This window comes from Niabella agricola (assembly GCF_021538615.1).
GTDB lineage: Bacteria > Bacteroidota > Bacteroidia > Chitinophagales > Chitinophagaceae > Niabella > Niabella agricola.
Genome location: NZ_JAJHIZ010000003.1, coordinates 553,239 through 568,239, shown reverse-complemented (window position 1 = coordinate 568,239; position 15,001 = coordinate 553,239). Strand labels below are relative to the sequence as shown.

The 15,001-nt window shown below is 47.2% G+C and carries 14 protein-coding genes; 11 read left to right on the top strand and 3 right to left on the bottom strand.

What is annotated here, in order from left to right; translation table 11 throughout:
• Positions 1-509: 509 nt before the first annotated feature.
• From LL912_RS07865 to LL912_RS07830, 8 genes are all read left to right on the top strand, one after another.
• On the top strand, positions 510-1,364 hold the full coding sequence (locus LL912_RS07865) for a prephenate dehydratase (RefSeq protein WP_235553032.1): 855 nt from the start codon (positions 510-512) through the stop codon (positions 1,362-1,364).
• A complete protein-coding gene (locus LL912_RS07860) occupies positions 1,355-2,524 on the top strand; it encodes a pyridoxal phosphate-dependent aminotransferase (protein ID WP_235553031.1) in 1,170 nt (389 codons plus the stop codon). Before LL912_RS07865 ends, LL912_RS07860 begins: the two co-directional genes overlap by 10 nt.
• A gap of 10 nt (positions 2,525-2,534) precedes the next feature.
• Positions 2,535-3,434, top strand: a complete 900-nt coding sequence (locus LL912_RS07855; RefSeq protein ID WP_255785616.1) for a prephenate dehydrogenase — start codon at positions 2,535-2,537, stop codon at positions 3,432-3,434.
• A 36-nt stretch (positions 3,435-3,470) separates the two neighbouring features.
• A complete protein-coding gene (locus LL912_RS07850) occupies positions 3,471-4,562 on the top strand; it encodes a chorismate mutase (RefSeq protein ID WP_235553029.1) in 1,092 nt (363 codons plus the stop codon).
• Between the two features lie 85 nt (positions 4,563-4,647).
• Complete coding sequence (aroB, locus tag LL912_RS07845; protein ID WP_235553028.1) at positions 4,648-5,664, top strand: 3-dehydroquinate synthase; 1,017 nt, start codon at positions 4,648-4,650, stop codon at positions 5,662-5,664.
• 65 nt (positions 5,665-5,729) lie between these two features.
• Positions 5,730-7,076, top strand: coding sequence for a 3-phosphoshikimate 1-carboxyvinyltransferase (gene aroA, locus LL912_RS07840; RefSeq protein WP_235553027.1), 1,347 nt, complete (start codon positions 5,730-5,732; stop codon positions 7,074-7,076).
• Positions 7,077-7,227: 151 nt separating this feature from the next.
• Positions 7,228-8,226: a chorismate synthase gene (locus tag LL912_RS07835; RefSeq protein ID WP_235553026.1), complete on the top strand. Its 999-nt coding sequence runs from the start codon at positions 7,228-7,230 to the stop codon at positions 8,224-8,226.
• A 111-nt stretch (positions 8,227-8,337) separates the two neighbouring features.
• Positions 8,338-8,601 carry a GlsB/YeaQ/YmgE family stress response membrane protein gene (locus LL912_RS07830; protein ID WP_235553025.1) on the top strand — a complete coding sequence of 88 codons (264 nt, stop codon included), beginning with the start codon at positions 8,338-8,340 and terminating at the stop codon, positions 8,599-8,601.
• A 326-nt stretch (positions 8,602-8,927) separates the two neighbouring features.
• Here LL912_RS07830 and purU read toward each other — a convergent pair whose 3' ends face one another.
• Entirely contained in the window at positions 8,928-9,761 is an 834-nt protein-coding gene (purU, locus tag LL912_RS07825; RefSeq protein WP_235553024.1) for a formyltetrahydrofolate deformylase, read from the bottom strand.
• 70 nt (positions 9,762-9,831) lie between these two features.
• Between purU and bshC the strand changes: the two genes are divergently transcribed.
• The gene (gene bshC / locus LL912_RS07820; protein WP_235553023.1) at positions 9,832-11,433 is read left to right on the top strand and encodes a bacillithiol biosynthesis cysteine-adding enzyme BshC; all 1,602 of its coding nucleotides are present in this window, start codon (positions 9,832-9,834) and stop codon (positions 11,431-11,433) included.
• A 48-nt stretch (positions 11,434-11,481) separates the two neighbouring features.
• On the opposite strand, the gene purE is transcribed toward bshC, so the two are convergent.
• Positions 11,482-11,997: a 5-(carboxyamino)imidazole ribonucleotide mutase gene (gene purE / locus LL912_RS07815; RefSeq protein ID WP_235553022.1), complete on the bottom strand. Its 516-nt coding sequence runs from the start codon at positions 11,995-11,997 to the stop codon at positions 11,482-11,484.
• Between the two features lie 350 nt (positions 11,998-12,347).
• Between purE and pncB the strand changes: the two genes are divergently transcribed.
• Positions 12,348-13,532, top strand: coding sequence for a nicotinate phosphoribosyltransferase (gene pncB / locus LL912_RS07810; RefSeq protein WP_235553021.1), 1,185 nt, complete (start codon positions 12,348-12,350; stop codon positions 13,530-13,532).
• Between the two features lie 303 nt (positions 13,533-13,835).
• Positions 13,836-14,522, top strand: a complete 687-nt coding sequence (locus LL912_RS07805; protein ID WP_235553020.1) for a murein L,D-transpeptidase catalytic domain family protein — start codon at positions 13,836-13,838, stop codon at positions 14,520-14,522.
• Positions 14,523-14,531: 9 nt separating this feature from the next.
• Here the strand turns inward: LL912_RS07805 and LL912_RS07800 are convergent, their stop codons facing one another.
• Positions 14,532-14,987: an SRPBCC family protein gene (locus LL912_RS07800; RefSeq protein ID WP_235553019.1), complete on the bottom strand. Its 456-nt coding sequence runs from the start codon at positions 14,985-14,987 to the stop codon at positions 14,532-14,534.
• Positions 14,988-15,001 lie beyond the last annotated feature (14 nt).

Genomic DNA, 15,001 nt, shown 5'->3' with positions numbered 1-15,001 from the left:
TAAATATAGAGAAACAGCAGTAAATATATAGTGACGTGCAAATATATGATTTGATGGGCATTTGTTAAAAAATAATTAATGGGAAAATAAAATTTTTCGAGGCTTTCCGGAATGATTAAATCGATCCTTAACAAACCTGCTGAAAAGCTGCATCGAGGTACTGGATTTAAGACCTGAAATGGGAAAACCCAATGTGCAGGACCCCGAAAGGGGATGATCAATACCTGGTTATATATATTTGAAAATCGCGGCCGGGAAAATAAAATTTACCTAAAAACTAGCGTTAGTTTTAAAATAATTTTGAATATTTATTTTGAAATTTAGAATTTCGTTTTATATTTGGGCCTCAATTATGAGGGCAGCAAAATTTTTTACCTGGTTTTATTTTAGCTTTTTCTTCTTTAGCGGAAAGCCGGGTGCATTTTTGTTGAAATAATTTAATAACAACATATTCAACATAAAGAATCCCGGCGAAAGAGGCCGGGATTTTTTTGTAATTGACGAAAAAAATGACAAAGGGAACAACGCAGGCAGATACCGTGCATATGGCCATTCAGGGTTATGAGGGAAGTTTTCACCAGGAAGCAGCCAACCTGTTCTTTAAAAGAAAGGTAACTGTGGAGTGTTGCGACACCTTTAAGGAAGTGATTGCCGCGGCTAAAGATCCCAACCGTACAGACGGCTGCCTGATGGCAATCGAGAACTCCATCGCAGGCAGCATTCTTCCCAATTATAATTTATTGCAGGCGAGTGATCTGCAGATTGCAGGTGAAGTATATATGCAGATTAACCAGAATTTGCTGGTAAACCATGATGTAGAACTGGAAGATATCAAGGAAGTACATTCCCATACCATGGCCCTGCAGCAATGCTATGAATACCTCGACCAGTTTCGCTGGAAGCTGGTCGATTCGGAAGACACCGCGTTAAGCGCCCGGCATATCGCGCAGCACAAGGCCCGCCATATTGCCGCAATTGCCAGCAAACTGGCTGCGGAGCTTTACGGACTAAAGATTATTGCCCCCAGGATTCAAACATTAAAAAATAATTATACCCGCTTTCTGGTACTGCGCCGGAAAGAGGACCTGAAAGAAGGGATTGATGGTAACAAAGCATCTATTAACTTTCATACCGATCATTCCAAGGGAAGTTTGGCCCGGGTGCTGTCCATTATCGCAAAGGAAGAGGTAAACCTGACCAAACTTCAGAGTTTCCCCATCCCGGGAACCGAATTCCGGTACCAGTTTCATGCAGATATGGAATTTGAGCAGATCAGTGATTTTGAAAAAGTGATGGCAAAGATCAAACCTGTGACCACCGGTTTAAAAATTTACGGCATTTATAAAAGAGGTTCATGGAAATAGCAAAAAGATTACAGGGAGTAGGAGAATACTATTTCTCCAAAAAGCTGAGAGAGATCGACGAGCTGAACAGGCAAGGTAAGCATATCATCAACCTGGGCATCGGCAGCCCCGACCTGCCCCCGCACCCCGAAGTGATCCGTACGCTTCAGGAAGAAGCCGAGAAATCCAATGTACACGGGTACCAGAATTATAAAGGCAGTCCGGTGTTACGCGAAGCATTTGCCGGCTGGTACCAGCGTTGGTATGGTGTGGAACTGAATCCTGAAACGGAGGTATTGCCGCTGATCGGCAGCAAGGAAGGAATCATGCATCTTTGCATGACCTACCTGAACGAAGGTGACGCTGCCCTGGTACCCAATCCCGGCTATCCCACCTACCGGAGTAATGTAACAATTGCCGGCGGGGTTTGCATTGACTACGAATTAAAAGAAACAAATGACTATCAGCCGGACCTGGAAGCGATCGCAGCGAAAGACCTCTCGAAGGTTAAGCTGATGTTTGTAAATTATCCGCAGATGCCAACGGGGCAGCAGCCGGATCTGGAAGTATTCCGGAAGCTTATTGCCTTCGCAAAAAAACACGGGATCCTGCTGGTGCACGATAATCCCTACAGCTTTATCCTCAATGAACATCCGGTTAGTATTTTGAGCATCGATGGGGCCCGGGAGGTAGCCGTGGAGCTCAATTCGCTAAGTAAATCGCACAACATGGCCGGCTGGCGTGTGGGAGTGTTATGCGGGGCGGCTGAGCGGATTAATGAAGTCCTGCGTTTTAAAAGCAATATGGACAGCGGGATGTTCCTCCCCCTGCAGTTGGCCGCAGCAACGGCTTTGAGCCTGGGCGGCGACTGGTATGAAGAAGTGAATGCCGTTTACAGTGCAAGAAGGGAAAAAGTGTATAACCTGCTGGATCTGCTGGGATGCAGCTATTCTAAAAAGCAGGTGGGCCTGTTTGTATGGGCGGCGATCCCCGAAGGCTATAAAGATGGGTATGAACTGGCGGATGCCGTATTATATAATGCCAATGTGTTTATTACCCCGGGAGGCATCTTCGGCAATGCCGGCGACCGCTATATCCGCATCAGTTTATGCGGGTCTGTACAGCGGTTTGAAGAGGCCATCACCCGGATAGCCGCGCAGATTACAAAGATCAGAAGTTAGTGCCTGTGTAATGGCAGGCATCAAATATCGGACATCAGGAAACAAGTATACAGAAGCAATGAGCAATCGCAAAAGAATCGCAATAATAGGAGTGGGACTCATCGGAGGGTCGATTGCCCTGCAGTTGCATGAGAAAAAACTCTCCTCCAAACTGATTGGCGTAGAGTCCAGCAGTGAGCATGCCGAGCAGGCATTGGAATACGAACTGGTAGACGAGGTCCTGGAACTGGATGAAGCTATCGCGGAAGCAGAGGTCATTGTACTGGCCATACCGGTAAACAAAATGGTACATTTGCTGCCGCAGATCATGGATAAGGTAACCGACCAGATCGTGATGGACATGGGGTCTACCAAAGCATCGGTTATTGAAGTGCTAAAAGATCATCCGAACCGGGGGCGCTTTGTAGCAACGCACCCCATGTGGGGAACTGAATACAGCGGTCCGAAATCGGCGGTGCGCGGGGCCTTTGAAGGAAAAGCGGTGATCATCTGCAATCCGGATGAATCCGATCCGGATGCCCTGGACTGGGTGAAAAAAATGTACGCCAAGATCGGCATGCGGGTAGTGGAAATGGAAGCAAAAGCACACGACCTTCATGTGGCGTATGTAAGTCATATCAGTCATATTACCTCTTTTGCCCTGGCCAATACGGTACTGGAAAAAGAAAAGGTAGAAAGCGCCATTTTTGAGATTGCTTCGGCTGGTTTTGAAAGTACGGTGCGACTTGCAAAAAGTAACCCGGATATGTGGGTGCCCATTTTTTTGCAGAATAAAGACAATATCATAGACGTATTAACCGAGCATATCGATCAGCTCACCCGGTTTAAAGAGTCCATACAGGGCAATGATCCCGGCCGCTTGCAGGCACTGATCGCAGATGCCAATAAGATCCGGCGCATCATTAAATAATGCATATAAATAAACTCAAAAAAATTCACAGGAAAAATGAAAACTCTTGAAATGACGGATAAAGAAAAAACAAAACAGGTATGGGCAAAGCGCCCGATCATCATCAGCGGGCCTTGCAGCGCTGAAACTGAAGAACAGGTGGTGGCCACCGCACAGCGGCTTGCTGCTACCGGTAAAGTAGATGCATTGCGTGCAGGCATCTGGAAACCCAGAACCAAACCCGGCATGTTTGAAGGAATTGGTGCTAAGGGCCTTCCCTGGTTGCAGGCGGCAAAAAAAGCTACCGGGTTACCAACTGCAGTGGAAGTAGCCACCGCCAAGCAGGTGGAAGATGCGCTTACGTTTGATGTAGACATTTTATGGGTAGGAGCGCGTACTACGGTAAATCCGTTCAGCGTACAGGAAATAGCTGATGCCTTAAGGGGCGTGGATGTACCGGTACTGGTAAAAAACCCCATCAACCCCGACCTGGAACTGTGGAGCGGCGGTGTAGAGCGCATTGCGCGGGCCGGTATCAAGGACATCGGGCTGATCCATCGCGGGTTTTCTTCCTATGGTAATACACAATACCGCAATGCCCCGATGTGGCACCTGGCTATTGAAATGAAATTGCGATTCCCCGAACTGCTGATCATAAATGACCCTTCTCATATCTGCGGTAACCGCGAAGGCCTGTTTGAGGTAGCTCAAAAAGCCATCGACCTGGACTACGACGGCGTGATGATCGAATCGCATATCGATCCGGACAATGCCTGGAGCGATGCCAAACAACAAGTAACACCCGAGCGTCTGAAAGAAATGCTGGAGGCCATTGTTTGGAGAAAAGAAAATAACGATAATTCAGCCTTGCAGGGCGGACTGGAAAAGCTGCGCCAGCAGATCAATCACCTGGATGATGAAATGCTGCAGATCCTTTCCCAGCGGATGAAGATCGCCGATCAGATCGGACAGTATAAAAAAGAAAACAACCTGACCATTCTTCAAACCAACCGGTGGCAGGAGATCCTCGATAAAATGATGGCCAAAGGAGAGAAACTGGGACTGAGCAAAGATTTTATCATGAAGTACCTGGATGCCGTGCACCTGGAAAGCATCAATCATCAGAAAAATATAATGGACGCATCCTAGTTCATAGATCATGGTTCATAGTTCATGGGGTATTCCATGAACTATGAACTATTTACCATTCACTATTCATTATTCACCATCTGGAATGGAAAAAATCATAAAGTTTTCAAACGCTTCCACGCATTTTTATTTCGACAGTTCCTTTAAACAGGTAACGAAACTCATCGATAAAAAGTCCCTTGTGGTGATTACGGATGAGCATATTTTTAAGGCACATACGGCCGCTTTCAAAGGGCTGAATGTGATCGTGCTAAAACCCGGCGAAGAATATAAAGTACAGGCCACCGTGGATGAAGTGATCGACACCCTGATAAAAATGGAGGCCGACCGGAGGACGGTACTGGTGGGTGTGGGCGGAGGCGTGATCACGGATCTGACGGGTTACATCGCTTCTGTTTACATGCGCGGGATCCGGTTTGGATTTGTACCCACTTCCATACTGGCGCTGGTAGATGCTTCTATCGGCGGGAAAAACGGGATTGATGTAGATCGCTACAAAAACCTGGTAGGTATTATCCGGCAGCCCGCTTTCATTTTGCATGACGTGGTTTTTCTGCAGTCCCTTCCCCAAAACGAATGGCAAAATGGCTTTGCAGAGATCATTAAACATGCCTGTATTAAAGACGCCGCCATGTTTAAGCAACTGCAGCAGGAATCACTGGCAGTGTATCAAAAAGATAAAAAGAAACTCAGCAGCCTGATCCAGCGCAATGCGCTCATCAAAACCAGGGTAGTGCAGAAAGATGAATTTGAAAAAGGCGACCGCCGTTTACTGAACCTGGGCCATACCATCGGGCATGCGTTGGAAAAAGAATATGAACTGATGCACGGACAGGCGGTGGCCATTGGTACTACCTATGCCTGTCATATTTCTGAACAGCTAAGAGGGTTTTCGCAAACCGCTGAAGTAGTGGCGCTGCTGGAACAATATGAGCTGCCAACTTACGCGGCCTTTGATAAACAAAAAGTGTTTAACGGGCTGAAGATGGATAAAAAACGCGAGCAAAAGGAAATGAATTTTGTATTGCTGGACAAAATCGGAAAAGGTGTAATCACCCCCATCCGTATGCAACAACTGGAAAAAATAATCAATAAACTATAGAATGCTAAATGCTGATAGCTCAAATTCCAAATCTCAAATCTGAAGTCTGAAATCTGAAATCTCAAATGAACATAACCATACATCCTTCTAAATTATCCGGAAATATTTATGCTGCGGCTTCCAAAAGCTCCATGCAGCGGGCCTGTGCAGCCGCGTTGCTGTCCGCACAGAAAGTGATCATCAAAAATCCTGGTCACAGCAATGACGATATTGCCGCAATGGGCATCATCAGGGCGCTGGGGGCGGAGATTATGGAGATCGATAAGGAAACCATCGCCATCGAAAGCCGTTTCTTAAATGATCCGGCGCATATTGTATCCAAAGAGCATGCAGTAAACTGTGGTGAAAGCGGTTTAAGTATCCGGATGTTCACACCCATTGTATCGTTGTGCAATAATGAAGTGCTGATTAACGGGGAAGGCAGCCTGGTAACCCGCCCGATGGACTTTTTTGATGAGATACTGCCCCAATTGGGTGTATCCATTGTTTCTAATGATGGTAAATTGCCACTGAAAGTAAACGGACCTTTACAGCCCAAAGATATTACCATCGACGGCTCGCTGAGTTCGCAGTTTCTTACGGGTTTGCTGATGGCATTTGCCGCCGCTCGCACAACTGGGCCTGTAACCATCCGGGTAAACGACCTGAAAAGCCGCCCTTATATCGATCTTACGCTGAACGTAATGAAACAATTTGGTCTGCAGGTTCCGGAAAACAACAATTATGAGACATTTACATTTCCCGGAGAAAAACCTGGAACCTCAAACCTGAAATCTGAAACAATCAATTACACCGTTGAAGGCGACTGGAGCGGGGGCGCCTTCCTGCTGGTGGCCGGCGCTATTGCGGGCGATATCCGGGTACAGGGGCTTCAGCAAACCAGCACACAGGCCGACAAAAAGATCATCGAAGCCCTGATGGCTGCGGGAGCCGGAATGGCAATGGAAGCTAAAGGCATTGTACTGCATGCAGCCCCGCTGAAAGCGTTTGAATTTGATGCTACGGACTGCCCGGATCTGTTTCCGCCCCTGGTGGCACTGGCGGCCAATTGTAAAGGTATTACTGTTATTAAAGGAGTAAGCCGGCTGGCGCATAAAGAAAGTGACCGGGGGCTGACGCTTCAGGAGGAATTTGGAAAGATGGGAATCCGCGTGGAGCTCGACGGAGATTTTATGCGCATACATGGGGGGGCGGTGAAAGGAGCCCGGGTGCATTCCCGGCACGATCACCGCATTGCGATGGCCTGCGCTACTGCCGCTTTAAAGGCAGATGGCGCTGTAACCATTGAAGAAGCCGAAGCCATCAATAAATCCTATCCCGATTTCTATGATCATTTAAAAGAACTGGGCACTACAGTTACCGGTGGACTGGAATACCGGGATGCGTTAAACAAGATTTATTCGGGCGAATAAGCGGTAGTGAATAGGCAATAAGAAATGGTGAATAGGCAATAGTCAATAGAGAGTAGCAGGTAGGGAAAATGACGCACCGTTAATCGTTGATGGCTAATAGTAGTGCGCTCAAATCTCGAATCTCGAATCTCGAATCTCAAATCTCATAACAATGAACGCATTCGGACAATTATTCAGGGTTCAGATCTTTGGGGAGTCACACGGTGAATGTGTGGGTGTGGTAGTGGATGGTATTCCCGCAGGACTGGATATACCGGTGGAGGATTTTCTGCCGGATATGGAACGCCGGAAAGGCGGAAACCAAAAGGGGGCTACGCCCCGGAAAGAGGACGATATCCCGCTTTTTAAAAGCGGCGTATTCAACGGGAAAACCACGGGCTTTCCGGTCATGATCTATTTTGAAAATAAAAACACGCGCAGCGGCGATTACGAAAAACTAAGAAGTTTCCCCCGCCCGGGACATGCAGATTTTGTAGCCCATAAAAAATTTGGCGGATTTGAGGACTATCGTGGAGGCGGGCATTTCAGCGCGCGGCTGACAACAGGATTGGTGGCCGCCGGAGTCATTGCCAAGAAACTGCTCCGGGAAGTTTCCATTGAAGCAAAGATCATTGAAATAGGAGGGGATCCAGATCCGGAAAGCGGTTTGCAGAAGGCGATTGAGGCCAAAGATTCGGTGGGCGGATTGATTGAATGCCGTGTAAATGGACTGCCGATAGGACTGGGAGAACCTTATTTTGACTCCGTAGAGTCGGTGCTGGCTCATCTTCTGTTTACCATTCCTGCGGTGAAAGGCGTGGAATTCGGAGCCGGTTTTGCAGCCGCAAAAATGTTTGGCTCACAACACAACGATCCCATTGAAAATAATGAAGGCAAAACCACCACTAATCATGCTGGGGGCATTGTAGGCGGTATTACCAATGGCAATGAACTGGTGTTTCGCATCGCTATAAAACCAACGGCATCCACACCCAAACCCCAGCACAGCCTGAATTGGGAAACCGGACAGATGGAAGACTTTTCCGTAAAGGGGCGCCACGATCTTTGTGTAGCCCTCAGGGCCCCGGTAATTGTAGAAGCGGTTACCGCCATAGCACTGGCCGATTTTATGATGCAGGCCGGGAAAATAAGCCGGATTGCTGGTGAATAACCGGTTGATAACGACCGCCTTCCTTAACGGTAAATTGTTTTTTTGGCATGTTTTTTTATATTAACTTTAAAGGACGAAAACTTTATTTCACCTTGTTAAAACAAAAAAACTATGGGTATCTTATCTTGGATCATTTTTGGATTGATAGCAGGTGCTATTGCTAAAGCCTTACACCCCGGTAAAGATCCCGGCGGTTGGATCGTGACCATTATCATCGGCATAGCCGGAGCCTTTGTAGGCGGATGGATCGGTACACAGGTGCTGGGCATTCCGATTGACGGGAACTGGTCATTCAAGGGATTTGCTTTTGCCATTTTAGGAGCGGTGCTTTTATTGTGGATCTACGGGATGATTACCCGTAAAAAAGGCGTTTGATAAAGTTGCCCTCATTTAATGATATAGATCCCGCTTTCAAAGCGGGATTTTTTATTTAGAGGCAGCAGGTCTTTAGAGAACAGACCTGCCGTGATGCTCCCGTAGATAGCGCAGATACAGCATCAACGAAAAACCGGCGAAGATCAACGTCAATAATCTGTACGGTCAGCAGGAAAAGCGGCATAGCATGTTCTCACAAATTACACAGATTCGTACAGACGGCTGGTTAAGAACCCGAACCTGAAGATTCCGTGTACATCCGTGCAATCCGTGAGCAAATAACATCTGTGAGCGGATCAGCAGGAAAACACCTGCCAAGCCCTGGCTTAATTCTCAAACACCACGGTTTTATTCCCATCCACAATCACCCGGTCCTGCAGTACCAGTTGCAGTGCCTTTGCCAGCACCGATTCCTCAATCTCTTTTCCGAGCGTTACCATATCTTTTACAGAATGCGTATGATTCACAGGAATGATCTGCTGTGCAATAATGGGGCCCTCGTCCAGTACATCCGTAACAAAATGGGCCGTTGCGCCGATCAGTTTTACGCCCCGCTCGTGGGCCTGCCGGTAAGGACTGGCACCTACAAAGGCCGGCAAAAATGAATGATGGATATTAATGATTCGGTGCGGGTAGGCTGCCACAAATCCGGAAGAAAGAATGCGCATAAATTTCGCAAGGATGATGTAGTCGAACTGGTAATTGTTCAATACTGCCGACAGTGCCGCTTCAAAAGCCTCTTTTGAATGGTCACGGTGATCAACATAATGAAACGGAATGTCAAACTTATCGGTCAGTGAACGCAGCGTTTCATGATTGCCGATCACGCATTCCACGGAGGCGTCCAATGTATTGAAATAATTCCGGAGCAGGATATCTCCCAGGCAATGATACTCTTTTGTAACCAGCACCGCTACCTTTTTTTTCACGGCCGTATGAATGAAAATAGAACTGTTGGCAGGTAGCACTTTTAACAGCCGCGTCTCCACATACGAAGCATCAATATCGCCGGCCGTTATCTCCAGGCGGAGGTAAAAGCGGTTTGCTTCCACATTTACATATTCCCGCATAGAGATGATATTAAGATCCGCATCCGCCATCACTTTTGAAATGGCAGCTACCAGACCCACCTGGTCCATACATTGTATTAAGATGATCATTGGCTAAAAATAAAACTATTTCAGTTTAAAAATGTTATTGTATTTTCATTTTGGATTGCAATATCAATGTATGGACTGTAAGACCCAACATCTTTCTTACGCAGAAACCGGTTTCTTTGGCAAACTGGTATTAGACTATTTAAATGAAGACGCCCAACTGAAACCTTTTTATGGGGAATTTCCTTCGGCAGCAGCCATTGGGGATGCCATTGGACGGAGGAAGGCGGTGGCAACCAACCGGGCACTGCTGGTGCGTGCATTGCGCCATCAATACCGCTCTGTTCCGGCTTCAGATCAGGTGAATGCCCACCTTGCCCTGCTGGAAAAAGAGACCACATTTACCACGGTAACCGCGCACCAGCCCAATATTTTTACCGGGCCGTTGTATTTTATTTATAAGATCCTGCATGCCATCCAGCTTGCAGCGCAAAGCAAAAAATTATATCCCGAATATGATTTTGTGCCGGTTTATTATATGGGAAGCGAGGATGCCGATTTGGATGAATTGGGGCATTTTTTTGTAGATGGGCAGAAGCGGGTTTGGGATACAGACCAGACCGGTGCAGTAGGAAGGATGAAGGTAGATAAAGCGCTGCTGGAACTGATCAATGGAATTGAAGCACAAATTGGAGTATTGCCTTACGGCAGTGAAATTGCCCATGCGCTGCGAAGCTGTTATCAGCCTGGTGTTTCCATACAGGAGGCCACTTTTGCCTTTGTACACTTTCTGTTTGCCGGTTATGGCCTGATCGTAGTAATACCCGACAATGCGGAATTAAAGTCCATTGCAGCAGGATTGTTTAAAGATGAATTGCAAAACGGCCGTTCTGCAGCAATGGTAGAAACAACTGCTGCGCAATTAACGGCAGCCGGCTATAAGGTGCAGGCTCATAGCCGGGAGATCAACCTGTTCTATCTGACTGACCAGGGGCGTCACCGGATTGAACGTTCCGGTGATCGATGGAACGTGGTAGACACAGCCCATTCTTTTTCCCAAGCGGAGATGATAAAAGAAGTTGATGAACACCCCGAACGGTTCAGTCCGAATGTGATCCTGCGCCCGGTATTCCAGGAAATGATCCTGCCCAATCTTTTGTTCGTAGGCGGGGGAGGGGAGCTGGCCTATTGGATCCAGCTAAAAAAGATATTTGAATACTATGGAGTGCCGTATCCGCTGCTGGTATTGCGGAATTCGTTTTTGCTCATTAACCGGAAGCAGGCTGCATTGGTGCAAAAGCTGGGGTATCGGCCCCTGCAGTTGTTTCAGTCGCCGCATGATCTTAAAAACGACTGGATACGGGTGCATTCCGGGCAAAAGCTGGATGTAACAGCCGCCCTGGACAATATCCGGCATCTTTATTCAAACCTGAAGGCACAGGCCGCACCCGTTGATGGTACGCTGCTGCAGCATATTACTGCATTGGAAACACACACCACAAAACGGATCACCGAGCTGGGCAAGAAGATGCTCCGCGCTGAAAAAAGAAACCACCAGGACGCTATGAACCAGGTAACAAAATTAAAAGCGCAGTTATTTCCTTTAAACAATCTGCAGGAGCGCATCGAAAACTTTATCCCGTTTTACGCGCAATACGGCCGGGCATTGATCGATACGCTGTATCAACATTCATTGGGCCTGGAGCAGGAGTTTGTGGTACTGGAAGCGTTGTAGCGTTCCAAAATGCTAATGGCGCACTGCTAAAGTCTGAAAGCTCAGTCTTCAGGAATCAAAAGCATTTGGCTGTCCCGATTCTTTTAACCGCTCCACTTTCTGCAGCACTTCCGCTTCCATTTCCTGTTTATAAGCAGCCATCTTTTGGTAAACGGCATCATCGGCAGCCCCGATGATCTGTGCGGCAAGAATGCCGGCATTTTTAGCGGCGTTAAGGGCCACGGTGGCAACAGGCACTCCGTTAGGCATTTGTAAAATACTCAATACCGAATCCCATCCATCAATTGAATTGCTCGATTTTACCGGAACACCGATCACAGGAAGCGCCGTAACGGAGGCTACCATTCCGGGCAGGTGCGCGGCCCCGCCGGCGCCGGCAATGATCACTTTCAATCCCCGTTCCTTTGCGCCTTGGGCATAACGGATCATACGCAGGGGGGTACGGTGCGCAGATACAACGGTAACTTCATAATCGATGCCCAATGCCTTTAAAACGGCGGCGGCCGGCTCCATCACCGGTAAATCACTGTCGCTGCCCATGATAATTCCTACTTGTATTGCCATGTTGCAAAGAACGGTAAAAAGCAGATATCGCGTATCCGGGCCGGGATATTTTTGAGCTGGGAACATTTGGTTCCCGACCTTTAGCCCCCAGTTCTCTCAACGCTAAATGATAAAAGCTAATGAATATTATTTCCTTTAAGCGATTCTTATAGATGCCACGGATCACGGCCGGGTATGACTAGTGACACTGATAATGCCTTCGGCGTCTTTTCTGCAATATTTTTTTTGAGTACAGTTGAACTTGGTACTAAATCAGCAAATCTTTGGCTTCAGGGAAGCAATGCTGAATGCTGAACGCTGATTGCTGATTACCCATCCCCTATAAACAAAATTTTATGTAGGTTTGATAAATGAACACTGAAACACTTTTCCCTTCCCCGTCGATCCTCGACAATGATTTTTACAAGTTCACGATGCAGTGTGCAGTAATGCAATTGTTCCCGGACGTAAAGGCCCGGTATACCTTTATCAACCGGGGCGCGCATGTATTTCCGGAAGGTTTTGGCGATGCATTAAAAGCACAGGTAGCTTCAATGGCAGCTTTACAGCTTACAAAAGAAGAGCACCGGTACCTGGCATTGAACTGTCCTTACCTGAATGCCGCCTATCTTGACCTGCTGGCCGGATACCGGTATGATCCCTCGGAAGTACGCATTGCTCAACAGGGAGGACAACTGGAGGTTTCGGTGGAAGGACATTGGTTCCGGACCATTCTCTGGGAAGTACCCCTGCTTTTTCTGATCAGCGAACTGTACTATAAACTTACAGAACAGCAACGTACCGACGACGGACAGGTGATCAGCAACACCATTGAAAAAACAAGCATCTACAAGGAGCTGGACGTGCCCGTTGCCGAATTTGGTACCCGGCGCAGGCATTCATTTGAAGTACAGCAACTGGTGGTGGATACGCTTTCCAAACATGGCGGCAAAAATTTTGTAGGCACCAGCAATGTACACCTCGCGATGCGTTCAAAAACAAAACCCATTGGAACGCATGCGCATGAATGGTTTATGTTTCATGCAGCGAAATACGGGTTTACCATGGCCAATGCCCTAAGCCTGGAACACTGGACGGATGTATACCGGGGCGACCTGGGCGTAGCCCTTTCTGACACCTATACCAATGAGGTATTCTTCGAACAGTTTGACAAGAAATTTGCCAAGCTTTTCGACGGCGTGCGGCACGACAGTGGCGATCCCATTGCATATGCGGAAAAAGTGATCGCTCACTACCGGAGCCTGGGCATAAACCCGGCGTATAAATTTATTATCTTTTCTGATGGATTAAATACCGAACGCGTTGCAGAGATCACGCATGCCACCAAGGGAAAAATCGGCATCTCCTTCGGTATCGGCACTAATCTTACCAATGATGTAGGGTTAAAGCCCATGAATATCGTTATGAAACTAACAGCTGTTCAGTTTGATAACAAAAGGTGGGTGCCCACCGTAAAACTCTCCGATGAGAAGGGCAAGCATACCGGGGAGTCTCAGATGATCCGCCTGGCAAAAGAAGTTTTGGGTATTGAGTAGCAGATATATATGAATTTAATTATATTAAATATTTCATTTAGGTTTTTGCTAACAGAAAAACCCTTTTTCTACCCTAATTTTGCGCTGGTTTGTGAAGAAAAGCAGACACCGCTGCTTGGTTGATTGCTTTTATTTACAGCCGATCCGATCACCGTCGGACCTGAGTGCTTCGTCGCCATATGATGCATTGGGATCATTTAAACCTTACGTCTGGATTTTTTGAGGAATTAAAAAAAGTATTTTTTAATGATGAGGGTTTTTATTGCAAAAAAAATAGTACCGCTGGTAATTTTAATTGTTGCTGTGACAAATATTTCATGGCGTGCACCTGCCATGCTCCCGGTGTCGGCGGAGATCAGTTCTGTGCCCATGTACCGGATGACGTTTGGTTTAACGGTCAACAGTCACCAGTTGATTTATGACAGCCTGCACCTGGATCTGAAAGGGCTCTCCGAGAAAGCATTTACGTATGCCCTGGAAGGCCTGGAGGAACTAAAGGAGGAAGGCAAAGTGCTGAATGATTCGGTGATTACGATCGTCGATTTCGACCAGCCCAGTGTAAATAAACGGATGTATATCCTGGATGTTAAAAATTATAAGCTGCTCTTTAATACCTGGGCTGCACATGGACGGAAGTCCGGCACCCTGGTAGCCACTTCCTTCAGTAATACCCTGTCTTCTAATAAAAGTAGCCTGGGCTTTTATCTTACGGATGAGCCTTATTACGGGGGGAATGGGTATTCACTGAAATTAAAAGGACTGGAGCCGGGCTTGAACGACCGGGCCATGCAACGCGCCATTGTGCTGCACGGCGCCCGTTATGTAAGCCAGGAAAGCATTCAGGAGTTGGGGTACCTGGGCAGAAGCTTTGGATGCCCGGCAGTACCCGTTGAACTCAGCCAGCCGATTATCGAAACGATCAAAGAAGGTTCCATACTTTTTATCTATAACAGCAGCTACCGGCCCAGGCTTTTCCTCGCCGGGAGCTGAGGACATTGCTTAACCGGCATCTTTTTTTGGAGCAGGGCTCCCATGGCCACTGGTGATCAGGTTTTGCAGGCTGTTGAGTACAAAGTCTGACCAGGCATTAGAGCAGGCACCGTAGCATTCCACATCTGGACCCAGGCCCTCGTGGGTGAAATCAAGTCTCGTACGGCCTTCTTCTTCCGAGATCTCAAAGCGGATCTGCGTATCATTCCATTCTGACTGATCCTTCAGGAAATTAAGCCGGCTGTCGGTAACCAGCCATACCACTTTTTTATTAGGAATTACCTCTGTTAGCTGCTGCCGGGAATAATGCACATCACCAAAACGTACTTCAAAAACATCGTTTTTTTGAAGTGTTGCTCCATCGAGGTTTTCCGTCCACCATCCGCGCACATTGTTTACAGCATTAAAGACCATTTCCGGTGTTTGATCCGTTACAATAGAAACAGAAAAATTACGGTCATTCATACATTGATTGTATT

Coding starts and splice junctions, on each gene's coding strand:
- LL912_RS07865 (WP_235553032.1), top strand. CDS start 510: ATGACAAAGGGAACAACGCAGGCAGATACCGTGCATATGGCCATTCAG.
- LL912_RS07860 (WP_235553031.1), top strand. CDS start 1,355: ATGGAAATAGCAAAAAGATTACAGGGAGTAGGAGAATACTATTTCTCC.
- LL912_RS07855 (WP_255785616.1), top strand. CDS start 2,535: ATGGCAGGCATCAAATATCGGACATCAGGAAACAAGTATACAGAAGCA.
- LL912_RS07850 (WP_235553029.1), top strand. CDS start 3,471: ATGAAAACTCTTGAAATGACGGATAAAGAAAAAACAAAACAGGTATGG.
- aroB (WP_235553028.1), top strand. CDS start 4,648: ATGGAAAAAATCATAAAGTTTTCAAACGCTTCCACGCATTTTTATTTC.
- aroA (WP_235553027.1), top strand. CDS start 5,730: ATGAACATAACCATACATCCTTCTAAATTATCCGGAAATATTTATGCT.
- LL912_RS07835 (WP_235553026.1), top strand. CDS start 7,228: ATGAACGCATTCGGACAATTATTCAGGGTTCAGATCTTTGGGGAGTCA.
- LL912_RS07830 (WP_235553025.1), top strand. CDS start 8,338: ATGGGTATCTTATCTTGGATCATTTTTGGATTGATAGCAGGTGCTATT.
- purU (WP_235553024.1), bottom strand. CDS start 9,761: ATGATCATCTTAATACAATGTATGGACCAGGTGGGTCTGGTAGCTGCC.
- bshC (WP_235553023.1), top strand. CDS start 9,832: ATGGACTGTAAGACCCAACATCTTTCTTACGCAGAAACCGGTTTCTTT.
- purE (WP_235553022.1), bottom strand. CDS start 11,997: ATGGCAATACAAGTAGGAATTATCATGGGCAGCGACAGTGATTTACCG.
- pncB (WP_235553021.1), top strand. CDS start 12,348: ATGAACACTGAAACACTTTTCCCTTCCCCGTCGATCCTCGACAATGAT.
- LL912_RS07800 (WP_235553019.1), bottom strand. CDS start 14,987: ATGAATGACCGTAATTTTTCTGTTTCTATTGTAACGGATCAAACACCG.